Origin of the sequence: Streptomyces sp. NPDC049627, from assembly GCF_044465645.1 — a bacterium.
Taxonomy (GTDB): domain Bacteria; phylum Actinomycetota; class Actinomycetes; order Streptomycetales; family Streptomycetaceae; genus Streptomyces.
The window spans coordinates 131,214-148,422 of record NZ_JBITLW010000002.1; the positions used below are offsets into that span (position 1 = coordinate 131,214).

At 69.9% G+C, this 17,209-nt stretch carries 19 protein-coding genes and 2 pseudogenes; 8 read left to right on the forward strand and 13 right to left on the reverse strand.

Annotated features, from left to right (window positions below):
• Window positions 1-7 precede the first annotated feature (7 nt).
• The 6 genes from ACIBU0_RS05515 to ACIBU0_RS05540 all read right to left on the reverse strand — a co-directional run bounded on the left by ACIBU0_RS05515 (window position 8) and on the right by ACIBU0_RS05540 (window position 7,091).
• The gene (locus ACIBU0_RS05515; RefSeq protein ID WP_398812059.1) at window positions 8-1,327 is read right to left on the reverse strand and encodes a glycoside hydrolase family 36 protein; all 1,320 of its coding nucleotides are present in this window, start codon (window positions 1,325-1,327) and stop codon (window positions 8-10) included.
• 28 nt (window positions 1,328-1,355) lie between these two features.
• Window positions 1,356-2,252 carry a carbohydrate ABC transporter permease gene (locus tag ACIBU0_RS05520; RefSeq protein WP_398812062.1) on the reverse strand — a complete coding sequence of 299 codons (897 nt, stop codon included), beginning with the start codon at window positions 2,250-2,252 and terminating at the stop codon, window positions 1,356-1,358.
• Entirely contained in the window at window positions 2,249-3,229 is a 981-nt protein-coding gene (locus tag ACIBU0_RS05525; protein ID WP_398812065.1) for a carbohydrate ABC transporter permease, read from the reverse strand. The genes ACIBU0_RS05520 and ACIBU0_RS05525 overlap by 4 nt, the downstream gene beginning before the upstream one ends.
• A gap of 5 nt (window positions 3,230-3,234) precedes the next feature.
• Window positions 3,235-4,548: an ABC transporter substrate-binding protein gene (locus ACIBU0_RS05530; protein WP_398812068.1), complete on the reverse strand. Its 1,314-nt coding sequence runs from the start codon at window positions 4,546-4,548 to the stop codon at window positions 3,235-3,237.
• A 232-nt stretch (window positions 4,549-4,780) separates the two neighbouring features.
• Window positions 4,781-6,583: a copper resistance CopC/CopD family protein gene (locus ACIBU0_RS05535; protein ID WP_398812071.1), complete on the reverse strand. Its 1,803-nt coding sequence runs from the start codon at window positions 6,581-6,583 to the stop codon at window positions 4,781-4,783.
• A gap of 130 nt (window positions 6,584-6,713) precedes the next feature.
• Entirely contained in the window at window positions 6,714-7,091 is a 378-nt protein-coding gene (locus tag ACIBU0_RS05540; RefSeq protein ID WP_398812074.1) for an ATP-binding protein, read from the reverse strand.
• A 43-nt stretch (window positions 7,092-7,134) separates the two neighbouring features.
• On the opposite strand from ACIBU0_RS05540, the gene ACIBU0_RS05545 reads away from it, so the two are divergent.
• From ACIBU0_RS05545 to ACIBU0_RS05555, 3 genes are all read left to right on the forward strand, one after another.
• Window positions 7,135-7,986 (forward strand): helix-turn-helix domain-containing protein, encoded by an 852-nt coding sequence (locus ACIBU0_RS05545; RefSeq protein WP_398812077.1) that lies wholly within the window; start codon window positions 7,135-7,137, stop codon window positions 7,984-7,986.
• Window positions 7,987-7,993: 7 nt separating this feature from the next.
• The gene (locus ACIBU0_RS05550) at window positions 7,994-8,176 is read left to right on the forward strand and encodes a DUF397 domain-containing protein (protein ID WP_398812080.1); all 183 of its coding nucleotides are present in this window, start codon (window positions 7,994-7,996) and stop codon (window positions 8,174-8,176) included.
• 182 nt (window positions 8,177-8,358) lie between these two features.
• Window positions 8,359-8,817: a DUF6879 family protein gene (locus tag ACIBU0_RS05555; protein ID WP_398813950.1), complete on the forward strand. Its 459-nt coding sequence runs from the start codon at window positions 8,359-8,361 to the stop codon at window positions 8,815-8,817.
• Window positions 8,818-8,850: 33 nt separating this feature from the next.
• Here the strand turns inward: ACIBU0_RS05555 and ACIBU0_RS05560 are convergent.
• The 3 genes and pseudogenes from ACIBU0_RS05560 to ACIBU0_RS05570 form a co-directional block, all read right to left on the reverse strand.
• Window positions 8,851-9,583 (reverse strand): annotated as a pseudogene (locus tag ACIBU0_RS05560) (Scr1 family TA system antitoxin-like transcriptional regulator).
• 14 nt (window positions 9,584-9,597) lie between these two features.
• Window positions 9,598-10,113, reverse strand: a complete 516-nt coding sequence (locus ACIBU0_RS05565; protein WP_398812083.1) for a DUF6879 family protein — start codon at window positions 10,111-10,113, stop codon at window positions 9,598-9,600.
• Window positions 10,085-10,339, reverse strand: coding sequence for a hypothetical protein (locus ACIBU0_RS05570; RefSeq protein WP_398812086.1), 255 nt, complete (start codon window positions 10,337-10,339; stop codon window positions 10,085-10,087). Before ACIBU0_RS05570 ends, ACIBU0_RS05565 begins: the two co-directional genes overlap by 29 nt.
• 179 nt (window positions 10,340-10,518) lie before the next feature.
• Here ACIBU0_RS05570 and ACIBU0_RS05575 point away from each other — a divergent pair, with 179 nt between their 5' ends.
• The 3 genes and pseudogenes from ACIBU0_RS05575 (at window position 10,519) to ACIBU0_RS05585 (ending at window position 11,825) form a co-directional block, all read left to right on the forward strand.
• Window positions 10,519-10,707 carry a hypothetical protein gene (locus tag ACIBU0_RS05575; RefSeq protein WP_398812089.1) on the forward strand — a complete coding sequence of 63 codons (189 nt, stop codon included), beginning with the start codon at window positions 10,519-10,521 and terminating at the stop codon, window positions 10,705-10,707.
• A 282-nt stretch (window positions 10,708-10,989) separates the two neighbouring features.
• A pseudogene (locus tag ACIBU0_RS05580) lies at window positions 10,990-11,205 on the forward strand (DUF397 domain-containing protein); the annotation flags it as partial.
• An 89-nt stretch (window positions 11,206-11,294) separates the two neighbouring features.
• A complete protein-coding gene (locus ACIBU0_RS05585; protein ID WP_398812092.1) occupies window positions 11,295-11,825 on the forward strand; it encodes a hypothetical protein in 531 nt (176 codons plus the stop codon).
• Here the strand turns inward: ACIBU0_RS05585 and ACIBU0_RS05590 are convergent.
• Genes ACIBU0_RS05590 through ACIBU0_RS05605 form a run of 4 tightly spaced genes read right to left on the reverse strand, consistent with a single transcriptional unit; the run spans window position 11,770 to window position 15,746 of the window.
• Window positions 11,770-12,543 carry an SDR family NAD(P)-dependent oxidoreductase gene (locus ACIBU0_RS05590; RefSeq protein ID WP_398812095.1) on the reverse strand — a complete coding sequence of 258 codons (774 nt, stop codon included), beginning with the start codon at window positions 12,541-12,543 and terminating at the stop codon, window positions 11,770-11,772. The two genes, ACIBU0_RS05585 and ACIBU0_RS05590, sit on opposite strands and share 56 nt — an antisense overlap.
• Window positions 12,540-13,013: a cupin domain-containing protein gene (locus ACIBU0_RS05595; protein WP_398812097.1), complete on the reverse strand. Its 474-nt coding sequence runs from the start codon at window positions 13,011-13,013 to the stop codon at window positions 12,540-12,542. The genes ACIBU0_RS05590 and ACIBU0_RS05595 overlap by 4 nt, the downstream gene beginning before the upstream one ends.
• Window positions 13,010-13,648, reverse strand: a complete 639-nt coding sequence (locus ACIBU0_RS05600; RefSeq protein ID WP_398812100.1) for a GNAT family N-acetyltransferase — start codon at window positions 13,646-13,648, stop codon at window positions 13,010-13,012. Before ACIBU0_RS05600 ends, ACIBU0_RS05595 begins: the two co-directional genes overlap by 4 nt.
• Entirely contained in the window at window positions 13,641-15,746 is a 2,106-nt protein-coding gene (locus ACIBU0_RS05605) for a penicillin acylase family protein (protein WP_398812103.1), read from the reverse strand. Before ACIBU0_RS05605 ends, ACIBU0_RS05600 begins: the two co-directional genes overlap by 8 nt.
• A gap of 77 nt (window positions 15,747-15,823) precedes the next feature.
• On the opposite strand from ACIBU0_RS05605, the gene ACIBU0_RS05610 reads away from it, so the two are divergent.
• A complete protein-coding gene (locus ACIBU0_RS05610) occupies window positions 15,824-16,543 on the forward strand; it encodes a siderophore-interacting protein (RefSeq protein WP_398812106.1) in 720 nt (239 codons plus the stop codon).
• A gap of 47 nt (window positions 16,544-16,590) precedes the next feature.
• Entirely contained in the window at window positions 16,591-17,175 is a 585-nt protein-coding gene (locus tag ACIBU0_RS05615; protein WP_398812109.1) for an HhH-GPD-type base excision DNA repair protein, read from the forward strand.
• Window positions 17,176-17,209 lie beyond the last annotated feature (34 nt).

Genomic DNA, 17,209 nt, shown 5'->3' on the forward strand with positions numbered 1-17,209 from the left:
TCCCGCTTCATCGGGCTCCTCCCGACGCCAGCAGACGACGCGTCGTCTCCACGCCCCACTCGTCCAGCGACAGCAGCCGGTCGCTGGACGCCATCAGGCCGCCCGTCGCCTCGACATGCTTGGCCCACTGTTCCCGGGTCTCCACCGCCGGGCGGGCCATCAGGCAGTCGGGGTCGTTGGTCCAGAGGCGGCCGTGCTGCCACTGGCGGCCGGCGCCCGTGAACTCGGCCGGGTCCTGGCCGGGCTGGCTGTAGTCACCGGCCTCGGGGCGGCGGTGCGGGGCCGTGTCGGGGCTGACCCGCATCGCGTCGAACAGGCCGATGGAGGGCAGGATCGGGGCGCCGCAGCCCAGCAGGTAGGCGTCCGCGCCGATCGCCTCGCGGATCAGCTCGATGCCGGAGCGGTACGCCGTCAGCGCGTCCACCTCCGTGTCGTGCCGTACGCCGTCCAGGGCGCCCGCGTAGAGGAAGTCGACCTTGAAGTAGTCGTAGCCCTCGGCGCGCAGCGTGCGGAACACGTCCGTCAGATACGCCGCCGCCTCGGGGTGTGTGGTGTCCAGGACGCGCAGGTCGTGGCCCCAGTTGCGGCCGGCGTGCGTGAAGCCGCCCTCGGGAGTGCGGAGCAGCCACTCGGGGTGATGGGTGGCGAGGTCGCTCGCCGGGTCGACCAGGAAGGGCGCCGTCCAGATGCCCGCCCTGCGGCCCCGTGCGCGGATGGCGTCCGCGATGCCCGCGCGGGAGCGGAAGCGGCCCGAGAGGGTGAGCCAGTCACCGAGGGCCTTCTGGTAGCCGTCGTCGATCTGGACGACGTCGATGGGCAGGTCGAGGGTCTCCATCGCGCGGAGGTTCTCGTGGATGTCGTCCTCGGTGACGGCGGTGAAGTACTCGTACCAGGAGCACCAGACCGTCGGGGCCGGGCGGGGAGCGGACAGCTGGAGGCTGTCGGCCCAGTCGCCCAGCGCCGACTGGACGGTGGCCCCGGTCCACTCCTTCACCGGGCCGTCGGCGCTGACCTCCGCGCGCCCGTCCGCCACGACCAGCCGGATCGACGGCACCTCGCGCGTCGGGTCGACCGCCGCCCACAGGCGGACCGCCGATCCGTCGCCGGGGTCGAGCGCCAGCAGCCCCTCGCCCTGGAACGTGCCCTCGGGCACGGTGACGCCCGGGCGGTAACAGACCGTCGCCCAGTTGTCGTCGGTCGGGCGGTACGGCTGGTCACCGAGGGCGTAGCCGCCGCTGGGGCTCCAGGACTGCCAGCCCTCCTCGTGGACGCGGGCACGGGCCGCGTCCACGGGCACGGAGGCGACAGGGGTGAACGGGTGCTGCACGGTGGTTCTCTTTCGAACGGGGCCGAGGTCAGCCCTTGTTGGCGCCGAGGGTGAGGCCGCTGACGAACTGGCGCTGCAGGAGGAAGTACACGAGCAGGACCGGGACGGCGGTGATGAGGGCGCCGGCGGCGATCAGGTTGGGGTCGGTGAAGTACTGGCCGGAGAGGTTGTTCAGTGCCGAGGTGATCGGCATGTTCTCGCCGGTGGAGATCAGCACGAGGGCCCAGAAGAAGTCGTTGTAGATCCAGATGGACAGCAGGGTGGCCAGGGCGGCCATCGCCGGTTTGCACAGCGGCAGGGTGATCTGCCAGTACAGCCGCCACACGGAGGCGCCGTCGACCAGGGCGGCCTCGGTGAGCTCATGGGGGAGCATCTTCATGTAGTTGGCCAGCACGAAGGCGCAGAACCCGGACTGGAAGGCGACGTGAATCAGCACGAGCCCCAGGGCGGAGTCGTAGAGCTTGCCGCTCATGGTGATGCCGGGCAGGTCGACCAGCAGGTACAGGCGGTACAGGGGGGTGATGATGACCTGCTGGGGGAGCAGGTTGCCGGCGGTGAAGACCAGCAGCAGGGCGATGTTGACGCGGAAGTCGAAGCGGGCGACGTAGAAGGCGACCATCGACGACAGGAACAGGGTCAGCAGCACCGCGGGGACGGCGATGAGCATGGTGTTGCCGAAGTAGTGCGTCATGTCCGACTGGGTGAAGGCGTTCGTGAAGTTCTCGAACGTCAGCTTGTCGGGCCAGGACACATAGCCCTTCTCACTCGTCTCGCCGTAAGGGCGCAGGGCGGCGTAGACGGCCCACAGCAGCGGCGCCAGCCAGGCCAGCGCCGCTCCGGCGAGGAAGAGGTGGAGCAGGATCCGGGCGGGGCGGACGGGCGTGCGCTGCCCCGGCGCACCGGTCGCGAGGGTGGTGGTGCTCATGCGCGCCGCTCCTTCCGGAAGGTCGCGATCAGGTAGGGGATGATCACGGCGAGGGAGATCAGCAGCAGGACGACGGCGATCGCGGAGCCGTATCCGATGCGGCTGGACTCACCGATGATGTTGTTGGTGACCAGGATCGACAGCAGCTCAGTGCCCTCGGCGCCCTTGTTGAACACGAAGACCAGGTCGAAGCAGCGCAGCGCCTCGATGATGGTCACGACCAGCACGATCGTGTTCGTCGGCCGAAGGGTGGGGAAGATGACGTTCTTGAACGTCTGCCACTCGTTGGCGCCGTCCAGGGCGGAGGCCTCGCGCAGGGCGGGGTCGACGCCCTTGAGGCCGGCCAGGTAGAGGATCATCATGTAGCCGGTGTGGCGCCAGGACGCGGCGATCAGGACCGCCCACAGGTTCAGGTCCGGGTCGCCGATCCAGTCGATGTACTTGCCCGGCTCGTTGGCGCCGATGAGGCTGTTGATCAGGCCGGTGTCGGGATTGTAGACGAGCTGCCAGACGAAGCCGATGACGGCCATGGACAGCACGACCGGCAGGAAGAACGCGGTCTGGTAGACGCGGCTGAAGCGGATCTTCTTGTCCAGCTGCACGGCCAGGAACAGGCCCAGCGGGGTGGGGATGAGGATGAGCACGACGAACCAGATGGCGTTGTGCTCGACGGCCGGCCAGAACTGCGGGTTGTTGGTGAACAACTGCGTGAAGTTGTCCAGGCCGACCCACTTGATGGAGTCGAAGCCGATGCCGTCCCAGGAGGTGAAGGCCAGGGCGATGGAGGCCAGGGCGGTGACCCAGACCAGGGCCACGTGCAGGATCGTCGGCAGCCCGGCCATCAGGGCGAGGGTGAGCCGGTCACGGCGGGTCAGCAGCCGACGATGGCCGCTCTGCGCCCGCTTTGCGGAGGACGTCACGCCCGAAGGCGGCACGGCGGCCGCCTCCGGGGACTTGGTGGGGGTCTCGGTCGTCATATCGGTCAGCCGGACGCGAAGATCTGCTTCTTCTGACGCTCGATCGACGACAGGATGCCGTCGATCCCCTTGGGGTCACGGATGAACTTCTGCAGCGCGGGCTGCATCACCGTGGAGGTGAAGTCCGGCCGGGAGTCACGGTCCATGAACTGCGTCAGGCTCTTCGCGCCGGAGATCATGTCGTACGCCTTCTTCTGCAGCGCGGAGTACGAGGACGTGTCCGCCTTGGTGGAGGCGGCGACGACGTTGGGGTCGGACTTGAGGTAGATCTCCTCGGCCGCCGGAGTGCCCAGGTACTCCAGCAGCTTCACCGAACCGGAGTGGTTCTTCTTCGCCTTGGAGAGCATGAAGCCGTCGGTGGGCGCCTCGACGGTGTCCTGGCCGAACTGCGGGTCGATCTCCGGGAAGGCGAAGAAGTCGAGGTCCTCGCGGTCGGCCTCGTTGGTGAACTGCTGGCCCACGAAGGTGCCCAGCAGATACATGCCGGCCTTCTTCGACGCCAGCGTCTGCGCCGCGTCCTGCCAGGTCCGGCCGACGGCGCCGTCCTGGTGGTAGGGCAGGAGCTCGGTCCACAGGTCGAAGACCTTGCGCACCTTGGCGTCGGTCCAGGAGGCCTTGCCGGCCATCAGCTCGACGTGGAAGTCGTAGCCGTTGGCACGGAAGTTGATCTGGTCGAAGGTGCCCATCGCGGGCCAGGCGTCCTTGTCGCCGAAGGCGATCGGGACGAGGCCGTCCTTCTTCATCTGCTTGCACAGGGCGACCAGCTGGTCCCAGGTGGTGGGGACCTCGTAGCCCTTCTCCTTGAAGACGCTCTTCCGGTAGAAGAGCGCCCACGGGTAGGTGTACAGCGGCACGAAGTAGTACTTGCCGTCCTCGCCCTTGCTCAGCTTCTGCATCGCCTCGGGGAAGTTGCCGCTGATCTTCTGCCACACGTCGTCGATCGGGGTGGCCAGGCCCTTGGCCGCGAAGAACTGCATGCGGTACCCGGCGAACCAGTGGAACACGTCGTCCGGCGTGCCCTGCAGATACGAGTTGATCTGCTCCTGGAAGGTGTTGTGGTCCTTGGTGTTCACGTCGACCGTGAGCCCGGACTGCTTCCCGAACGCCGAGTAGATGTCGGCGAACGCCTTCTTCGGCACCGCGTCCGACGCGTTGGAGCCGACCGTGACGGTCTTGGGGTCGCTCGCCGAACCGCTGCCACCGCAGGCGCTCAGCAGCGGGATGCCGGCGCCGAGCAGCGCGGCGCCACCCACGCCGCGCAGCAGCGTGCGACGGCTGGGCGAGGGCAGGGACAGACCGGAGAGGGAGGTGTCGTGCATCTGCGGCTCCTGAGGGCAGGGAACGGCTCTTGGCGGCGCGGTGAAGTCCGTCGTAATCGATCAGAAATCAACTTGACCAAACACAGTGGCGCAATAACAGCCGTATGTCTGGTCATGCGTCAAGAGAGTTCGACCCCCGTTTCGGAAACGTGACCGATATCTCGAACTGGTACAGACCGGAGGGAAGATCGAAGACGCCTGCGGCGAGACACCCTCTACGTGCACACGTGCGCTAGCGGACGACCACAGTCCGGGTCTCGCTCACCTGGTCGACGTCCGACGTCCGCACGGTCACCTTCATCTCCCAGGTCCCGGCGATGGGCAGGTTGAGGAAGCTGTTGCCCCAGTAGCCGCCCTTGTCGGTGAGCCCGGCGTCGAGGGGACCGATGTCCTTGGCCGGGAGGGTGAAGGAGATCCGCAGTTCAGGGACGACGGAGACGCCGCCGTCGGGGCCGTAGACGAGGGCCTCGATCGAGTTGTCGCCGACCCGGCCCGGGTCGAGGGTGATCTGCACCTTGCCGTGGCCGCCGGGGGTGCCGACGTCGAAGGGGACATCGGTGACCGAGGCACCCACCACGGCGGGCGCCTGCGCCGCCGCCTCGGCCTCCGCCCGGCCGGGCAGCGTGCTGGTGAGGATCGTGGTGACCGCCAGGACGACGGCGCCGACGGCGACTTCGGCGAGGACGGAGCGGCGCAGGGCGCGGCGCTGCGGATCCGGGGTGGACGGGCCGCCACTCTGTCGCGTGCCGGTTTGCGGTACTTCAGTTCGCGGTGCGTCGGTCTGCGGGACGTCGGTCCGCGGCGGCTCGGGCAGCGAGGGACCGCCGACCGGCTCCGGAACCCTTTCCGCCTCCCGCACGGCCGTCTCGGCGTCGGCCGTCGCCGTCTCGGCCGTCGCCGGCCGTGCCGTCCAGCGGCGCGACAGGGCCGCCGCGCCGAGGAGCAGGCACACCGCGGCCAGCTTGAGGGTGAGGAGCCTGCCGTACGTCGTGCCGGTGAGCGCGTCCCAGGAGCCGAGGCCGCGCCAGGACTGGTAGACGCCGGTGACGACCAGGACGGTCACGGAAGCGAACGCCAGGCGCGAGAAGCGGGTGACGGCGTCCGGGGTCAGCCGGGCGCGGTACAGCGTGCCGAGCAGGGCCGCGAGGCCGCCCAGCCAGACCGCGGTGGCCAGCAGGTGCAGCGCCGAGGACGTCATCGCCACGGGCACCTGGAGGCCCGCGGAGGCGTGCTCGCCGGCGGCCCAGGTCATCGCGAGGCCCGCGGCGAGGGCGGCGCCGGACCAGCCGTGGCGCTGACGGCGCCTGGACAGCCGTACGAGATAGACGGCGGCCGCGAGGAGGAGGGCGAGGCGGGCCAGCAGAACCGCTCCGGGGCGGCTGGACAAGGTACGCGTGAGGGACTCGACGCTCACAGCCCCCAGCGGCCCCTCCCCCGTCTCGTACGGGGCGCGCAACACCAGCAGGACCAGGGTGGCGCCGAAGAGAGCCCACCAGCCCGTCCTCAGCAGCCGCGCGAGCACGGGGGCGTCCGGCGGCCGGCACACCGCCATGAAGGTCGCCGTGCCGATGAGCAGGGCGGCGGCGAGGTAGGCGAGGTAGCGGGCGATGTTGTAGAGGCCCTCGGTCACCGGGTCCTCGGTGGGACCGGGGTCGACGGTGGCCGTGGTGAGGGAGGGTTTGCCGACGGAGAAGGTGAAGGCACCCGACACCGGGTGGCTGTCCGCGGACACCACCCGCCAGGCGACGGTGTACGTCCCCTGGGCCAGCTTCCCGGGCAACGCCACCCGCGCGGTGTCTCCCCCGCTCTGCGCATGCTGCGGCTCGCCCGTACGCAGCCGGCGGCCGTCGGGATCGAGCACACGGAACGAATCGTCGAGCAGCCCGACGGACTCCGTGAAGGTCAGGGTGAGGTGGCGGGGGGCCGACTTGAGGACGGTTCCGTCCTCGGGGTCGGTGGCACGGAGGGCTGCGTGGGCCGACGCGGGGCCTGTGCCGCCGAGGAGGAACAGGACCAGCAGGGTGCCCAGCAGCACCAGCCGTCGAAGTCGCCGCGAGCGGATTCGGCGCCGCGGTACTCGTCGCTCATCGCACCCCACGTCAGTCACATCTCCGTCGTCGGACTTGCCGCCTCGGGGACATGTACGGATGCGAAGCGTGCCACGCTCACCCTCTCACCCCGCTCACCTCGAACCAGAGCAGCTTCCCGGCCCGCCGGTCGAAGGCGCCGTCGCCGTCACCGAGGGACACGCCGCCCCAGCAGTCGGCGTACTCCTGTACGAGGCGCAGACCGCGGCCACCGTCGCCGTCCGGCGGGGCGAGCGGGACGTGGTCGTGGGGCGGTCGGCCGAAGGGCGCGGGAATGCGGGGGTGACTGTCCCAGACCCCGACGCGCAGACGTCCGTCGGCGAGCGCGGTCAGGCGGAGGGACGCCGGGCCGTTGGTGTGCAGGTAGGCGTTCGTCACCATCTCGGAGATCAGCAGCTCGACGGTGTCGAGGACTTCGGGCCTGCCGTGGCTGTTGAGCACCGACCGTACGGTCATACGTGCGACCCGAGCGCCGCGCCGCGGCCAGACAGGAGGCCCCTTGCCACCCGCCAGCACACCCACCCTGCGACAACGGCGTCTGGGGGCTGAACTGCGCAAACTTCGCGAGCGAGCGGGGCTGACGGCTACCGGCGCGGCCGCAAGGCTCGGCGTCAACCAAGGGCGGGTCAGCATGATCGAGACAGGGCGCAGCCCCCTCAGCGCCGACCGCGTCCGCTCACTCGCACGCGCCTACGACTGCGGCGACCCTCACCTCGTCGATGCCCTTGCCTCGATGGCGCAACGCCAGACGCGCGGCTGGTGGGACAGCTACCGCGACCACCTGCCGGTCGGCCTCATAGACCTCGCCGAGCTGGAACACCACGCGGCAGCCCTGCGCGTCGCCTTGGTCATTCACATCCCCGCCCTGCTCCAGACCACCGACCACGCTCGCGCTCTCTTCAAGGAGGCGGTTCCTGAACTACGGCAGTACGAGATCGAGCACCGCGTCAGCCACCGGATCAAGCGACAGGGAATCCTCCACCGCGAGGACCCGCCCCCGTACACGGCCGTCATCCACGAGTGCGCACTGCACATGGGATACGGCGGCCCCGCCACCGTGCGCGCTCAGCTCCAGCACCTTCTGGACATGAGCGAGCTGGACCACGTCACCGTGAGAGTCATCCCGTTCGGCAAGGGCTCCTTTCCCGGCACAGGACAGTCCGTCGACTATCTGGCGGGGCCGGTTCCACAGCTCGACACTGTTCAACTGGACACCCACCACGGCTGCGACTTCCTGGACGCCGAGGCCCAGCTGGAGAAGTACCGCCTCGTTCTCGACCGCATGGAGGCGAACGCCCTCAAACCCGCAGAGTCCCGTGACCTGATCCACCGAATCGCCCAGACCGTCTGAGGAAACCGTGTCCCAACTCCACTGGAAGAAGTCCAGTTACAGCCCCGACGCCTCGAACTGCGTCGAAATAGCCACCACCCCCACCACCATCCACATCCGCGACTCCAAGAACCCCAACGGCCCCCACTTCACCCTTCGGCCCGCTGCCTGGACGGCCTTCCTCTCGCAAACGGCGACCGCGAGGCGGTGATCCGCATGCAAATTCTCGTAAGTTCCTGGCCCGGCGTTCGCGGCAGCATCATCCTGGCCACGAGACCGTGATCGAGATCCCGAAGCGCATGGTGCAGTTCCTCCCGGAGGTGAAGAGAGGTGGCGGAGCCGACGCTTGAGGACCGGCTGCGGCGCTGCAGCCGGTCGGCCGTTCATCTGGAGATGCGCGACGGCTACATGCGCTCCGACCCTCGGTTCGTCGCCTGGCAGAACGGTGTCCGTGACGATCCCGTCGACAGTGCCCCGGAGCGGCGGCCATGGCTTCGGCTCGTCGCCGACCTCGTAGCCCAAGGGGTTGAGGTACGCAGGGCCAGGATCGTGTCGGAACCCGTGTCGGACTACGTCCGATTCGAGCACCACCTGACCAGCCCCAACGTGAAGGCAGGCGAGCAGGTGCGCTGGCTGCCGCGTCGTCACGCATCCGGGCTGGCCCTGCCCGGCAACGACTTCTGGCTCTTCGACGACGGCTCGGTGGTCTTCCATCACTTCGCCGGTGATGGCGAACTCGCACCACAAGAGGAGGAGTTCACCGACGATCCGGGCATCGTGAAGCTGTGTGCGGACGCCTTCGAGGCCGTCTGGGCTCTGGCAGTGCCACACGCCGACTTCAAATTCGTCTGATCCAGGATCCCGACGTAACACGGAGCGCCCTTGTCACGTCAGCGACGCCACCGCATCCGCTATCAGGGAGCGTGCTGCCGCTCCCCGTACGGCTCCCTGTGACAACCGCTCAAAGGCTCGGGTGTACAGCTCGACCTGACTGGGCTCCGTGAGCGCGGAAGCAGCATCCAAGGTGTCCGCATGCACCCTTATGTCGTCGAAGACAGTGAAGGTGGGCATGGGCCACACAGTCCGTTGCGCCGAAAACGGGACGATGCCCACGGCAACGTTCTGCAGATCCATGACCCCCAGCAAGTGGCCAAGCTGCGCCGCCATGGCCTCGGCGCTGCACAGCCGGTACCACGGCGATGGACGACAAGAGGGCGGTGGCGTATGCGGGTGTCTGGAGGAACCCAGGGATCACGTCAGAGACGTAGACGCGGAACATCTTGGTTTGCTGGTACAGGTCGACCACAGACTCTTGTAGACGGCGCAGGCCACTCCGCTGGAGTCGTCGCCACTGCACATAAGCGTCAGCAGACTGCCTGTTTGCCGCGATCAAGTCGGGAACTTGGTCCTCAGCGGCGCAGGCCCGGCACCACGCTTTGATGTCCGCGTCAGAGGGAGGGGTCCGGGCGTTCTCGATTCGGGACGACTTCGACTCCGACCAGCCGCACCTGACAGCCAGCTCCCGCCCGGTGATCCCGGCATCCTTCCGTACCTCGCGCAGACGGCCGGCGAGATCTTCGCGGGCCTTCTGAACGCGTGAAGAGGGGTGTGGGGGCATGGAGCCGGCCTTCGTCAGATCTCGTACAAGTGGTGCGGGACCGCTCGCTCCCAGACCGCCTCGAAGGCAGTGGAACACAGCTTCACGGCCTCCGGGTCTGCCGTGATCTCGTCCTCGACCACCACTCCGTCACCGGAGAAGTGGTGCACCCGCAGCAGTGCACCGTCGAACAGCCAGAAGTCGTTTCCCGGCAGGGGGATGCTTGTGGCCCGCCGCCGTGGGAGCCACCGGACCTCCTCGCCCGCCGTGATGTTGGCGTGAGTGACGTAGTGCTCCCAGCGGATGTACTCCGACACGGGCTCGGATACCACCCGGGCCCGGCGGACCGTGACGCCCCGGGCCACGGCGTCCGCGATCAGTTGATGAAAGGGATGCCACCAGGCTTCGCGGTCCTCCCAGTCCAGCCGTTCACCCCGCTTCCATGCCTCGAACCGGTCTGTCGAGGCGTAGGAGTCGCGCAGTTCCAGGTGAACGGCAGACCGTTCGCACTGGCCAAGCAGCTCAGCGAAGCTGGGCACGCTCGACGGCATCACACGCCTCCCTGATCATTGGGATCATCCGGGCCGGAATCCTGACGATGGCTTCGCTGTCAGGCACCGGGCCGATCGCGGGGCTGCTTGCCTCGCACTCCGTCTGAGTCTCGGCGCTGGGCTTCCACCCCTGCAACAAGATCTCCTGAGCTGCCGCGTCCGCCCACACGGTAGGGCAGTGGTCCAGGTCGGTGTCGGGGTCGATTCCCACGAACTCTACGGCCATGGCCGGCTCCCTTGTTCGGGTGCTTGCTCGGGCTTGCATCAGCTTCATTGAACTGCCTGAACAGCGTCAGAACCACTGCCACAAGGCACATCGACATGCAAGCTCATGCAAGTCTGTAGAGCCGTGGACGACCCGGCTCCTAGCGTCCTTGCATCACGCAGATGAGCCGGGAGGAAGCAATGCCGCAGAAGCCGCAGGACTACCACCTGACCGAGCTACCGGCCGAGCCCCCCACCACACCTGGCTGCTCCAGCTGCCTGTCCCTCTCGGTCAGCAGAGAGAACGCCCGCTCCAGAGGTGACTACAGCGCCGTATCTGACGCGAACGTGGAGCTGCGCCAGCACCACGCAGAGGCGCACGCCGCATGAGCAGGGAAACCTACGCGCAACTCTTCTCCGAGCGCCCCTTGATGACGCTACGGGTGTCGCGAGACTCCGGGCGGACGTGGGGCTCTGAGCGGACCGTGTTCGCCACGGACGACCTCCCGCCCCTGATGACCAACCAGTGGCCGCCCTGCCAGTGCCGACACTGCGCCAAGTCCGGCAAGTGCTGCAGCAGCTGAGGTGAGCCACATTTCCCTTGAACTCCCGCCCGACCCGGGCGGCGGCGGTCAGCCATGGCCGCGATCAGTTGAGCAGGAAGGTGCAGTGATGCAGAACGGAACCGACCTGTACGCACTCGCCATCAACGGGGCCTCCTTCGTGAAGGCATGCGGCGGCCCCTGCACCGAGGGATGCGTGACCCTGGCCCGGATCGGCGACGACGCCTGGGCCCTCGGTGACAGCAAGCGGCCCGGCGCCCCGCCGCTCCGCTTCACCACGGAGGAACTGGACGCGGCCGGCATCGACCCGGCCCGCTTCGGCCTGAACGTCTGGCCCTCCCCCCGCCGGCCGGGCCGGACCCATCCCTGTCCCCGGCTCCGGCCCGGCCGGCACCTCTCGAACGGGAACCACTGGTGCACCACCACGGCTATCTCTGGACCGGCCCCAAGGAGCGCTTCGACAACGAGGCCCTACGACGGCCTCCGCACCCTGAACCTCCACCCCCACCGGCCCCCAACGACCCCACAGGAGAACGCCAGCTCCAGCGCTACCGTGAAGTGGCGGCAGAGTTTCCGACCTCCGATCTGCCGCCACTGGAGACGGCGTACTGGCTCGTCAAGCCGCGCTCGCTGATTCGCGGTACGTGGGACGAGGCCAAGGAAGCGGCGGCCTGGCTCGGGGAGCGGCTGGCCGAGTACGCGCATCGGTTCGCGTACGAGAAGGACCGTGAAACCGGTCGCCTGCGCCGACTGGTCCACTCCGCCGCCGAACGGCTCGTCACGGGAGCCGACGTGTCGTACGGCTTCTACCTCGAACGCCCCGCCTACCTGTCACTGGCCGTGGTGACCTGCTCCCCGAACCGCTCGATGCCCACCCTGTCGTGTCCCCTCACCACGTCGGCCGTGCCGACACCCCACCGTCCACCACCAGATCGTGTCCCGTGACCCACGAAGCCAGCCCCGACGCCAGGAACACGCACGCGTCCCCCACGTCCTCCGGACGCCCCAGCCTCCCGGCCGGCGCCGCCCGTTCCCACCGCCGCACGCCCTCCGGCCAGGCCTCCGCCAGCCCTTCCCGGTCGATCAGCCCGGGCGAGACCGTGTTGACGCGGATGCCGTAGGGGCCGTACTCCAGGGCGGCCGAACGGGCATGCATCACCACCGCCGCCTTGGACGCCGAGTAGTGCGCGTGCAGCGGCGCCGGCCGGGACGCCTCGATGGAGGCGATGTGGGTCACCGCCCCGCCCTCACCCTGCTCCCGCATGACCTCGACCGCCGCCTGCGTGCACGCGAACACGCTCGACAGGTTGGTGTCCACGACCGCCCGCCAGTCCGCCGCGGTCATGCCGGGCAGCTCCCGCGTCGGCTGCACCCCGGCGTTGTTGACCAGCGCGGTCAGGCGCCCGCCGCCCCACTCGGCGGCCTCCCCCACCACCCGCCGGCACGCGTCCTCGTCGGTCAGATCGCCCCGCACGACCACGGCCCGCCCACCCGACTCCCGGATACGGGACGCCACTGCACCCGCCGCCTCCACCGCCGTACGGCAATGCAGGACGACCGCCGCCCCCTCCTCGGCGAACCGCGTCGCGATCCCCCGCCCGATGCCGCCGCCCGCGCCCGTGATCAGGGCGACCTGTCCTTCGAGGAGTCCGAGTCCGCTCATGGGCGGCACAGTGCAGCGATACGGGCGGCTTCGGAGGGGTAGCGCGCCGTCAGCTCCGCCGGGTCGCCGTGCTCGTAGCCCTCGTACGTGAAGCCCGGCGCCATCGTGCAGCCGAAGAAGGTCCAGGAGCCGCCCGCTACGACCCGCGCACCCATCCAGGTTCCGGCGGGGACGGTCAGCTGGATGTGGTGGCCGTGCAGTATGCCGGGGCCGAGCACGGCGGTGCGGGAGGCGCCGTCGGGGGCGAGGAGGAGCAGTTCCAGGGGGTCGCCCAGGTAGAAGTGCCAGACCTCGTCGGACGGCAGACGGTGCAGGGCCGAGAAGTCGTCCGACGTCAACAGGGCCACTATCGCCGTGCCCTCCGGCCGCCCGTCGGCGAGCTCCGGTCCCGCCCAGGTCTGCCGGAACAGCCCGCCCTCGCGCGGGATCGGCTCCAGTGCGTAGTGCGCGACGAGGTCGTCCGGGGTCACACCGAAAAGGCTACCTCCCGTGCCAGGAAGGCGAGTTGGGCGTCCTTCCGCGGGATGTACACCTCCGGCAGGTCGACCTCCGGCAGCACCACCGCCGGGCCCGCCATGAAGCCCTGCTTGAGGAAGCGGGCGATGGCCTTCTCGTTGCGCACGTCGGGGTCGACGACCACCCGCTGCCGGTCCAGGATCTGGAAGACGTACGACGTGATGACGGTCAGGAGCGCCGACGTCCAGCCGGGCTGCGTCCCCTGCGGGCCGACCGGTGCGAGCAGCAGGTGGACGCCGATGTCTCCGGGACGGACGTCGTAGCACTCGCCGACGCGGTCGGCCTCCGGCTCGTACGTCTGGAGGAGCGCGACCGGATCGCCGTCGCGCAGGACCAGGAAGGCGTGATGGGTGTCGAGGGTGTCCATGTGGGCGTAGATGTCGGCCACTTGCTCCCTGGTGAGGCCGTTCATGCCCCAGAAGGAGGCCCGCTCCTCGCTGACCCAGCCGTGCACGACCTCGGCGTCGGCCCGCGGATCGAGGGGCCGGATGCGAACGGTGCCGAGGCCGTCGACGGCCTGTTCGTGGACGGGTTGGGGGACGGGTTCGCGTACGGGTTCGTGGGCGATCGTCGGCTCCGGCTCAGACATCTGACTCCTTCTCGAACTGGGTGAAATCGGTGAGGACCGGGACCAATTCTCCCCTCAGCCACAAGGGGAGTTGGTCGCGGTGGTGGGCCGAACCGGGGATGCCGGAGGAGCCGAGCGGGACCACCCAGAGGCCGGCCTCGCGGTCGGCCAGGTCCCAGACGTAGCGGGCGGCGGGTCCGCGCGTGCTCAGGTCGGTGAGGCCGGGGACGGCGGAGGTGCACAGGACGCAGTCGTGGTCGCCGGAGAGGCCGGGTGCGTCGTACGACGGGTCGGGGAGCGCCCGCCAGGGGGCGAGGCGGTGGGCGTCGCCCCAGGTTCCGGTGGGCTGCCCGGCGGCCACCTCCTCGACCGCCGCGCGGACGGTGTCGGCGCGGTCGATGCCGTACGACTCCTCGGCGCGCAGGAGGTGTTCGAGGGCGAAGCCGATGCGCGGCAGCAGGGCCAGCCAGGGGAGGAGGACCTCCGGGTAGGCGGGCGGTGCGGACAGGGCGGCGAAGGCCGGGTGTGCGGCGAGTCGTCGTACGACCGCCGCGCGCACCGCCGCGTACCGGGCGGCGGCCTCGCTGCCCGCGTCCATGCGGCGGTCCCAGGCCAGGAGGGTCTGCCGGATGCGGTCGGCCTCGGGGGTGAGGGTGCCGGCGGCGCGCAGGAGCTCCAACAGGGGCTCCGCGGAGGCCAGTCGGGTGTCCATGTGGATCGCCGGCATGTCGGCGGCCGACCAACGCTCCTTCTCCCCCAGCAGCTCCGTGATGCGGTCGGCGCGATGGGGCGGGGCGAACTCGACGCCGAGCGGGGCGGCGAGTCCGCGCTGGTTGGCCATGGCGGCGATACCGTCGGTGAGCCCGCCGCGGGGCGTCTCGTGCCAGCCCTGCCAGTCGTGCCCCGGCTCCCAGGCGGCCACGAGCCGCACCCGGTTGGCCTCCGCCCGCACCGGCACCTTCCCGGCCACGCGGTGCAGCAGGCCCCCCTCGGTGTCGGCGGCCTGGACGACGTTGACGGGCTCGGCCCACAGCTCGACGGCACGGTCGACGTCGGCGACCCGGCGGGCGCGCAGGAGGGGGAGGAGGGCGCTGAAGCCGAGGTCCGCGGTGACGCGGGGCGGGTAACGGAGGGAGACGGCGGCGGACGTCTCCGCCATCCCGCTCTCCAGCCCCTCCGCCACCCCGCTCTCCAGCCCCTCCGGCCCCCCGATGATCACGGGCCCTCGTTCCGTCTCGATCACCTCGACCTCGACCGGCTCCTCTCCCGCGACCTCCACGGCCTCGGTGTGCCGCGTGACCCGCCGCCACACCCCGTCCGGGCCGAGGGCCTCCACTCCCGCCCCCGTCCGCCGCAGCCGCTCCCGGTACAGGTCCTGGTAGTCGGCCATGGCATTGGTGATGGCCCAGGCGACGGTGCCGGTGTGCCCGAAGTGGGCGATGCCCGGGATGCCCGGGGCGGCGAGGCCGACGACGTCGAACTCGGGGCAGGACAGGTGGATCTGCTGGTAGACCCCGGGCTCCTCGATGAACCGATGGGGGTCCCCCGCGATGACCGCGTGCCCGGTGACGGTCCGTTCCCCGCTCAGGAGCCAGCCGTTGCTGCCGGAGGTGCCGGGCCCGTCGGTGGCGAACAGCCCCACCGCGTCCGCGCCGAGATGCCGGACGACCTGCTCGCGCCAGAGCTTGGCCGGGAAGCCGGCGAAGAGGATGTGGATGCCGAGCCAGACACCGAGCGGAGTCCAGGGCTCCCACCGGCCGGGGACGAGCCCGGTCCGCGCGAACTCCGGCGTACCACCAGCCCCTTCGGCCAGCCCTTCGTTCACCCCGTCGACATACGCCCGCACCCACTCCGCGGTCTCCGCATCCCGGCCCTCCAACTCGGCGAAGCAGCGTCTGGCCGTGTCGTCCAGTCGGGCCCGTCTGACGAACCGGTCCCAGGGCAGGGCCTCGGCGCCGAGGAAGGACGCGGACGTGCCCTGGGACCGGTGCCGCTCCACCTCCAGCTGCCAGGCGCGGTCGAGGGCGGTGACGCGGCCCTGCACACGGGCGAGTTCTGTCACCCCGTCCGCGCGCAGATGCGGAATGCCCCAGGCATCACGGAAGATCTCGCCGGTCACCTGTACCCCTCCTTTGCTTTAGGTTAGCCTTGCCTAAGTCATTGGTGCGGGAATCGTACGTGAAGGGTGAACAAGCCATGGGGCAGGGGCACGGCTGGGAGGGCGCGGTCCTGAAGCTGCTGCGCGCGAAGGACTTCGCCTTCACGGTGACGGACGCCGAGGACGTCACTCCGCACTACCGCCGGGTCCACTTCACCGACGGCGGCATGCTGGCGGCGACCGGCGTCCACCCCACGATGTGGGTGCGCCTGTGGTTCGACAACGCGGGCAAGCCCCACCAGCGCGCCTACACCCTGGTCGACCCGGACCCCGCGGCCGGCACCTTCAGCCTGGAGTTCGCGCTGCACGAGGGCTGCGCCAGCGACTGGGCACGCGCGGCCAAGCCCGGCGACGCGATCGAGGCGACCGTCCACGGCACGGGCTTCACCGACCCCGACCCCGCCCCCTCCCACGTCTTCGCCGTCGCCGACCCCGCCTCCCTCCCCGCCCTCAACTCCCTCCTCACCGCCCTGGACTCCGCCCCCGCGACGGTGTGGTTCGAGGGCGAGCGGGACGGCCTCCCCTTCCGCACCGGCCCCGGCCACCACGACATACGCACGCTCCCGAGGCGCGAGGCGGGGGCCCACCTGGTGGCCGAGGTGAAGGAGGCCCTGCCCGGCCTCCTCGACGGCACCCCGGACCCGTACATCTGGATCGCCTGCGACACGGCGACGACCCGGGCCCTCACGTCGTACATCCGCAAGGAGCTGGGCGTACCGAAGCAGCGGGTGAACGCGCTGGGGTACTGGCGCCCCTGACCCGGCCCACGGCTGCGGGGTGGGGGACGAGGGGGCATGATCGGGCCATGGACGTCACCCTTCACCTCGCCCAGGACCCCGAGGCCGACGCACTCCTCGGCCGCAGCCCGCTCGCCGCGCTGGTCGGCATGCTGCTGGACCAGCAGGTGCCGATGGAGTGGGCGTTCAAGGGGCCCCGTACGATCGCCGACCGGCTCGGCGCCGACGACCTGGACGCGCACGACATCGCCGCCCAGGACCCGGAGGCGTTCTCGGCCCTGCTCTCCGAGAAGCCGGCCGTGCACCGCTACCCGGGCTCCATGGCCAAGCGGATCCAGCAGCTGTGCCAGCACCTCGTCGAGCACTACGACGGTGACGCCGAGCGCGTCTGGAAGGGCGTCGACGACGGGCGGGAGCTGCTGCGCCGACTGCAGGAACTCCCCGGCTTCGGCAAGCAGAAGGCCCAGATCTTCCTCGCCCTGCTGGGCAAGCAGCTCGGCGTCCGCCCCAAGGGCTGGCAGGAGGCCGCGGGCTCCTACGGCGAACCGAAGTCCTTCCGCTCCGTCGCCGACATCACGGGGCCCGAGTCGCTGGCCAAGGTGCGAGCACACAAGCAGGAGATGAAGGCGGCGGCGAAGGCAGCGCGCAAGTAGGAGTAAGCAACCAGCGCCGGACCACTGTCGGTGC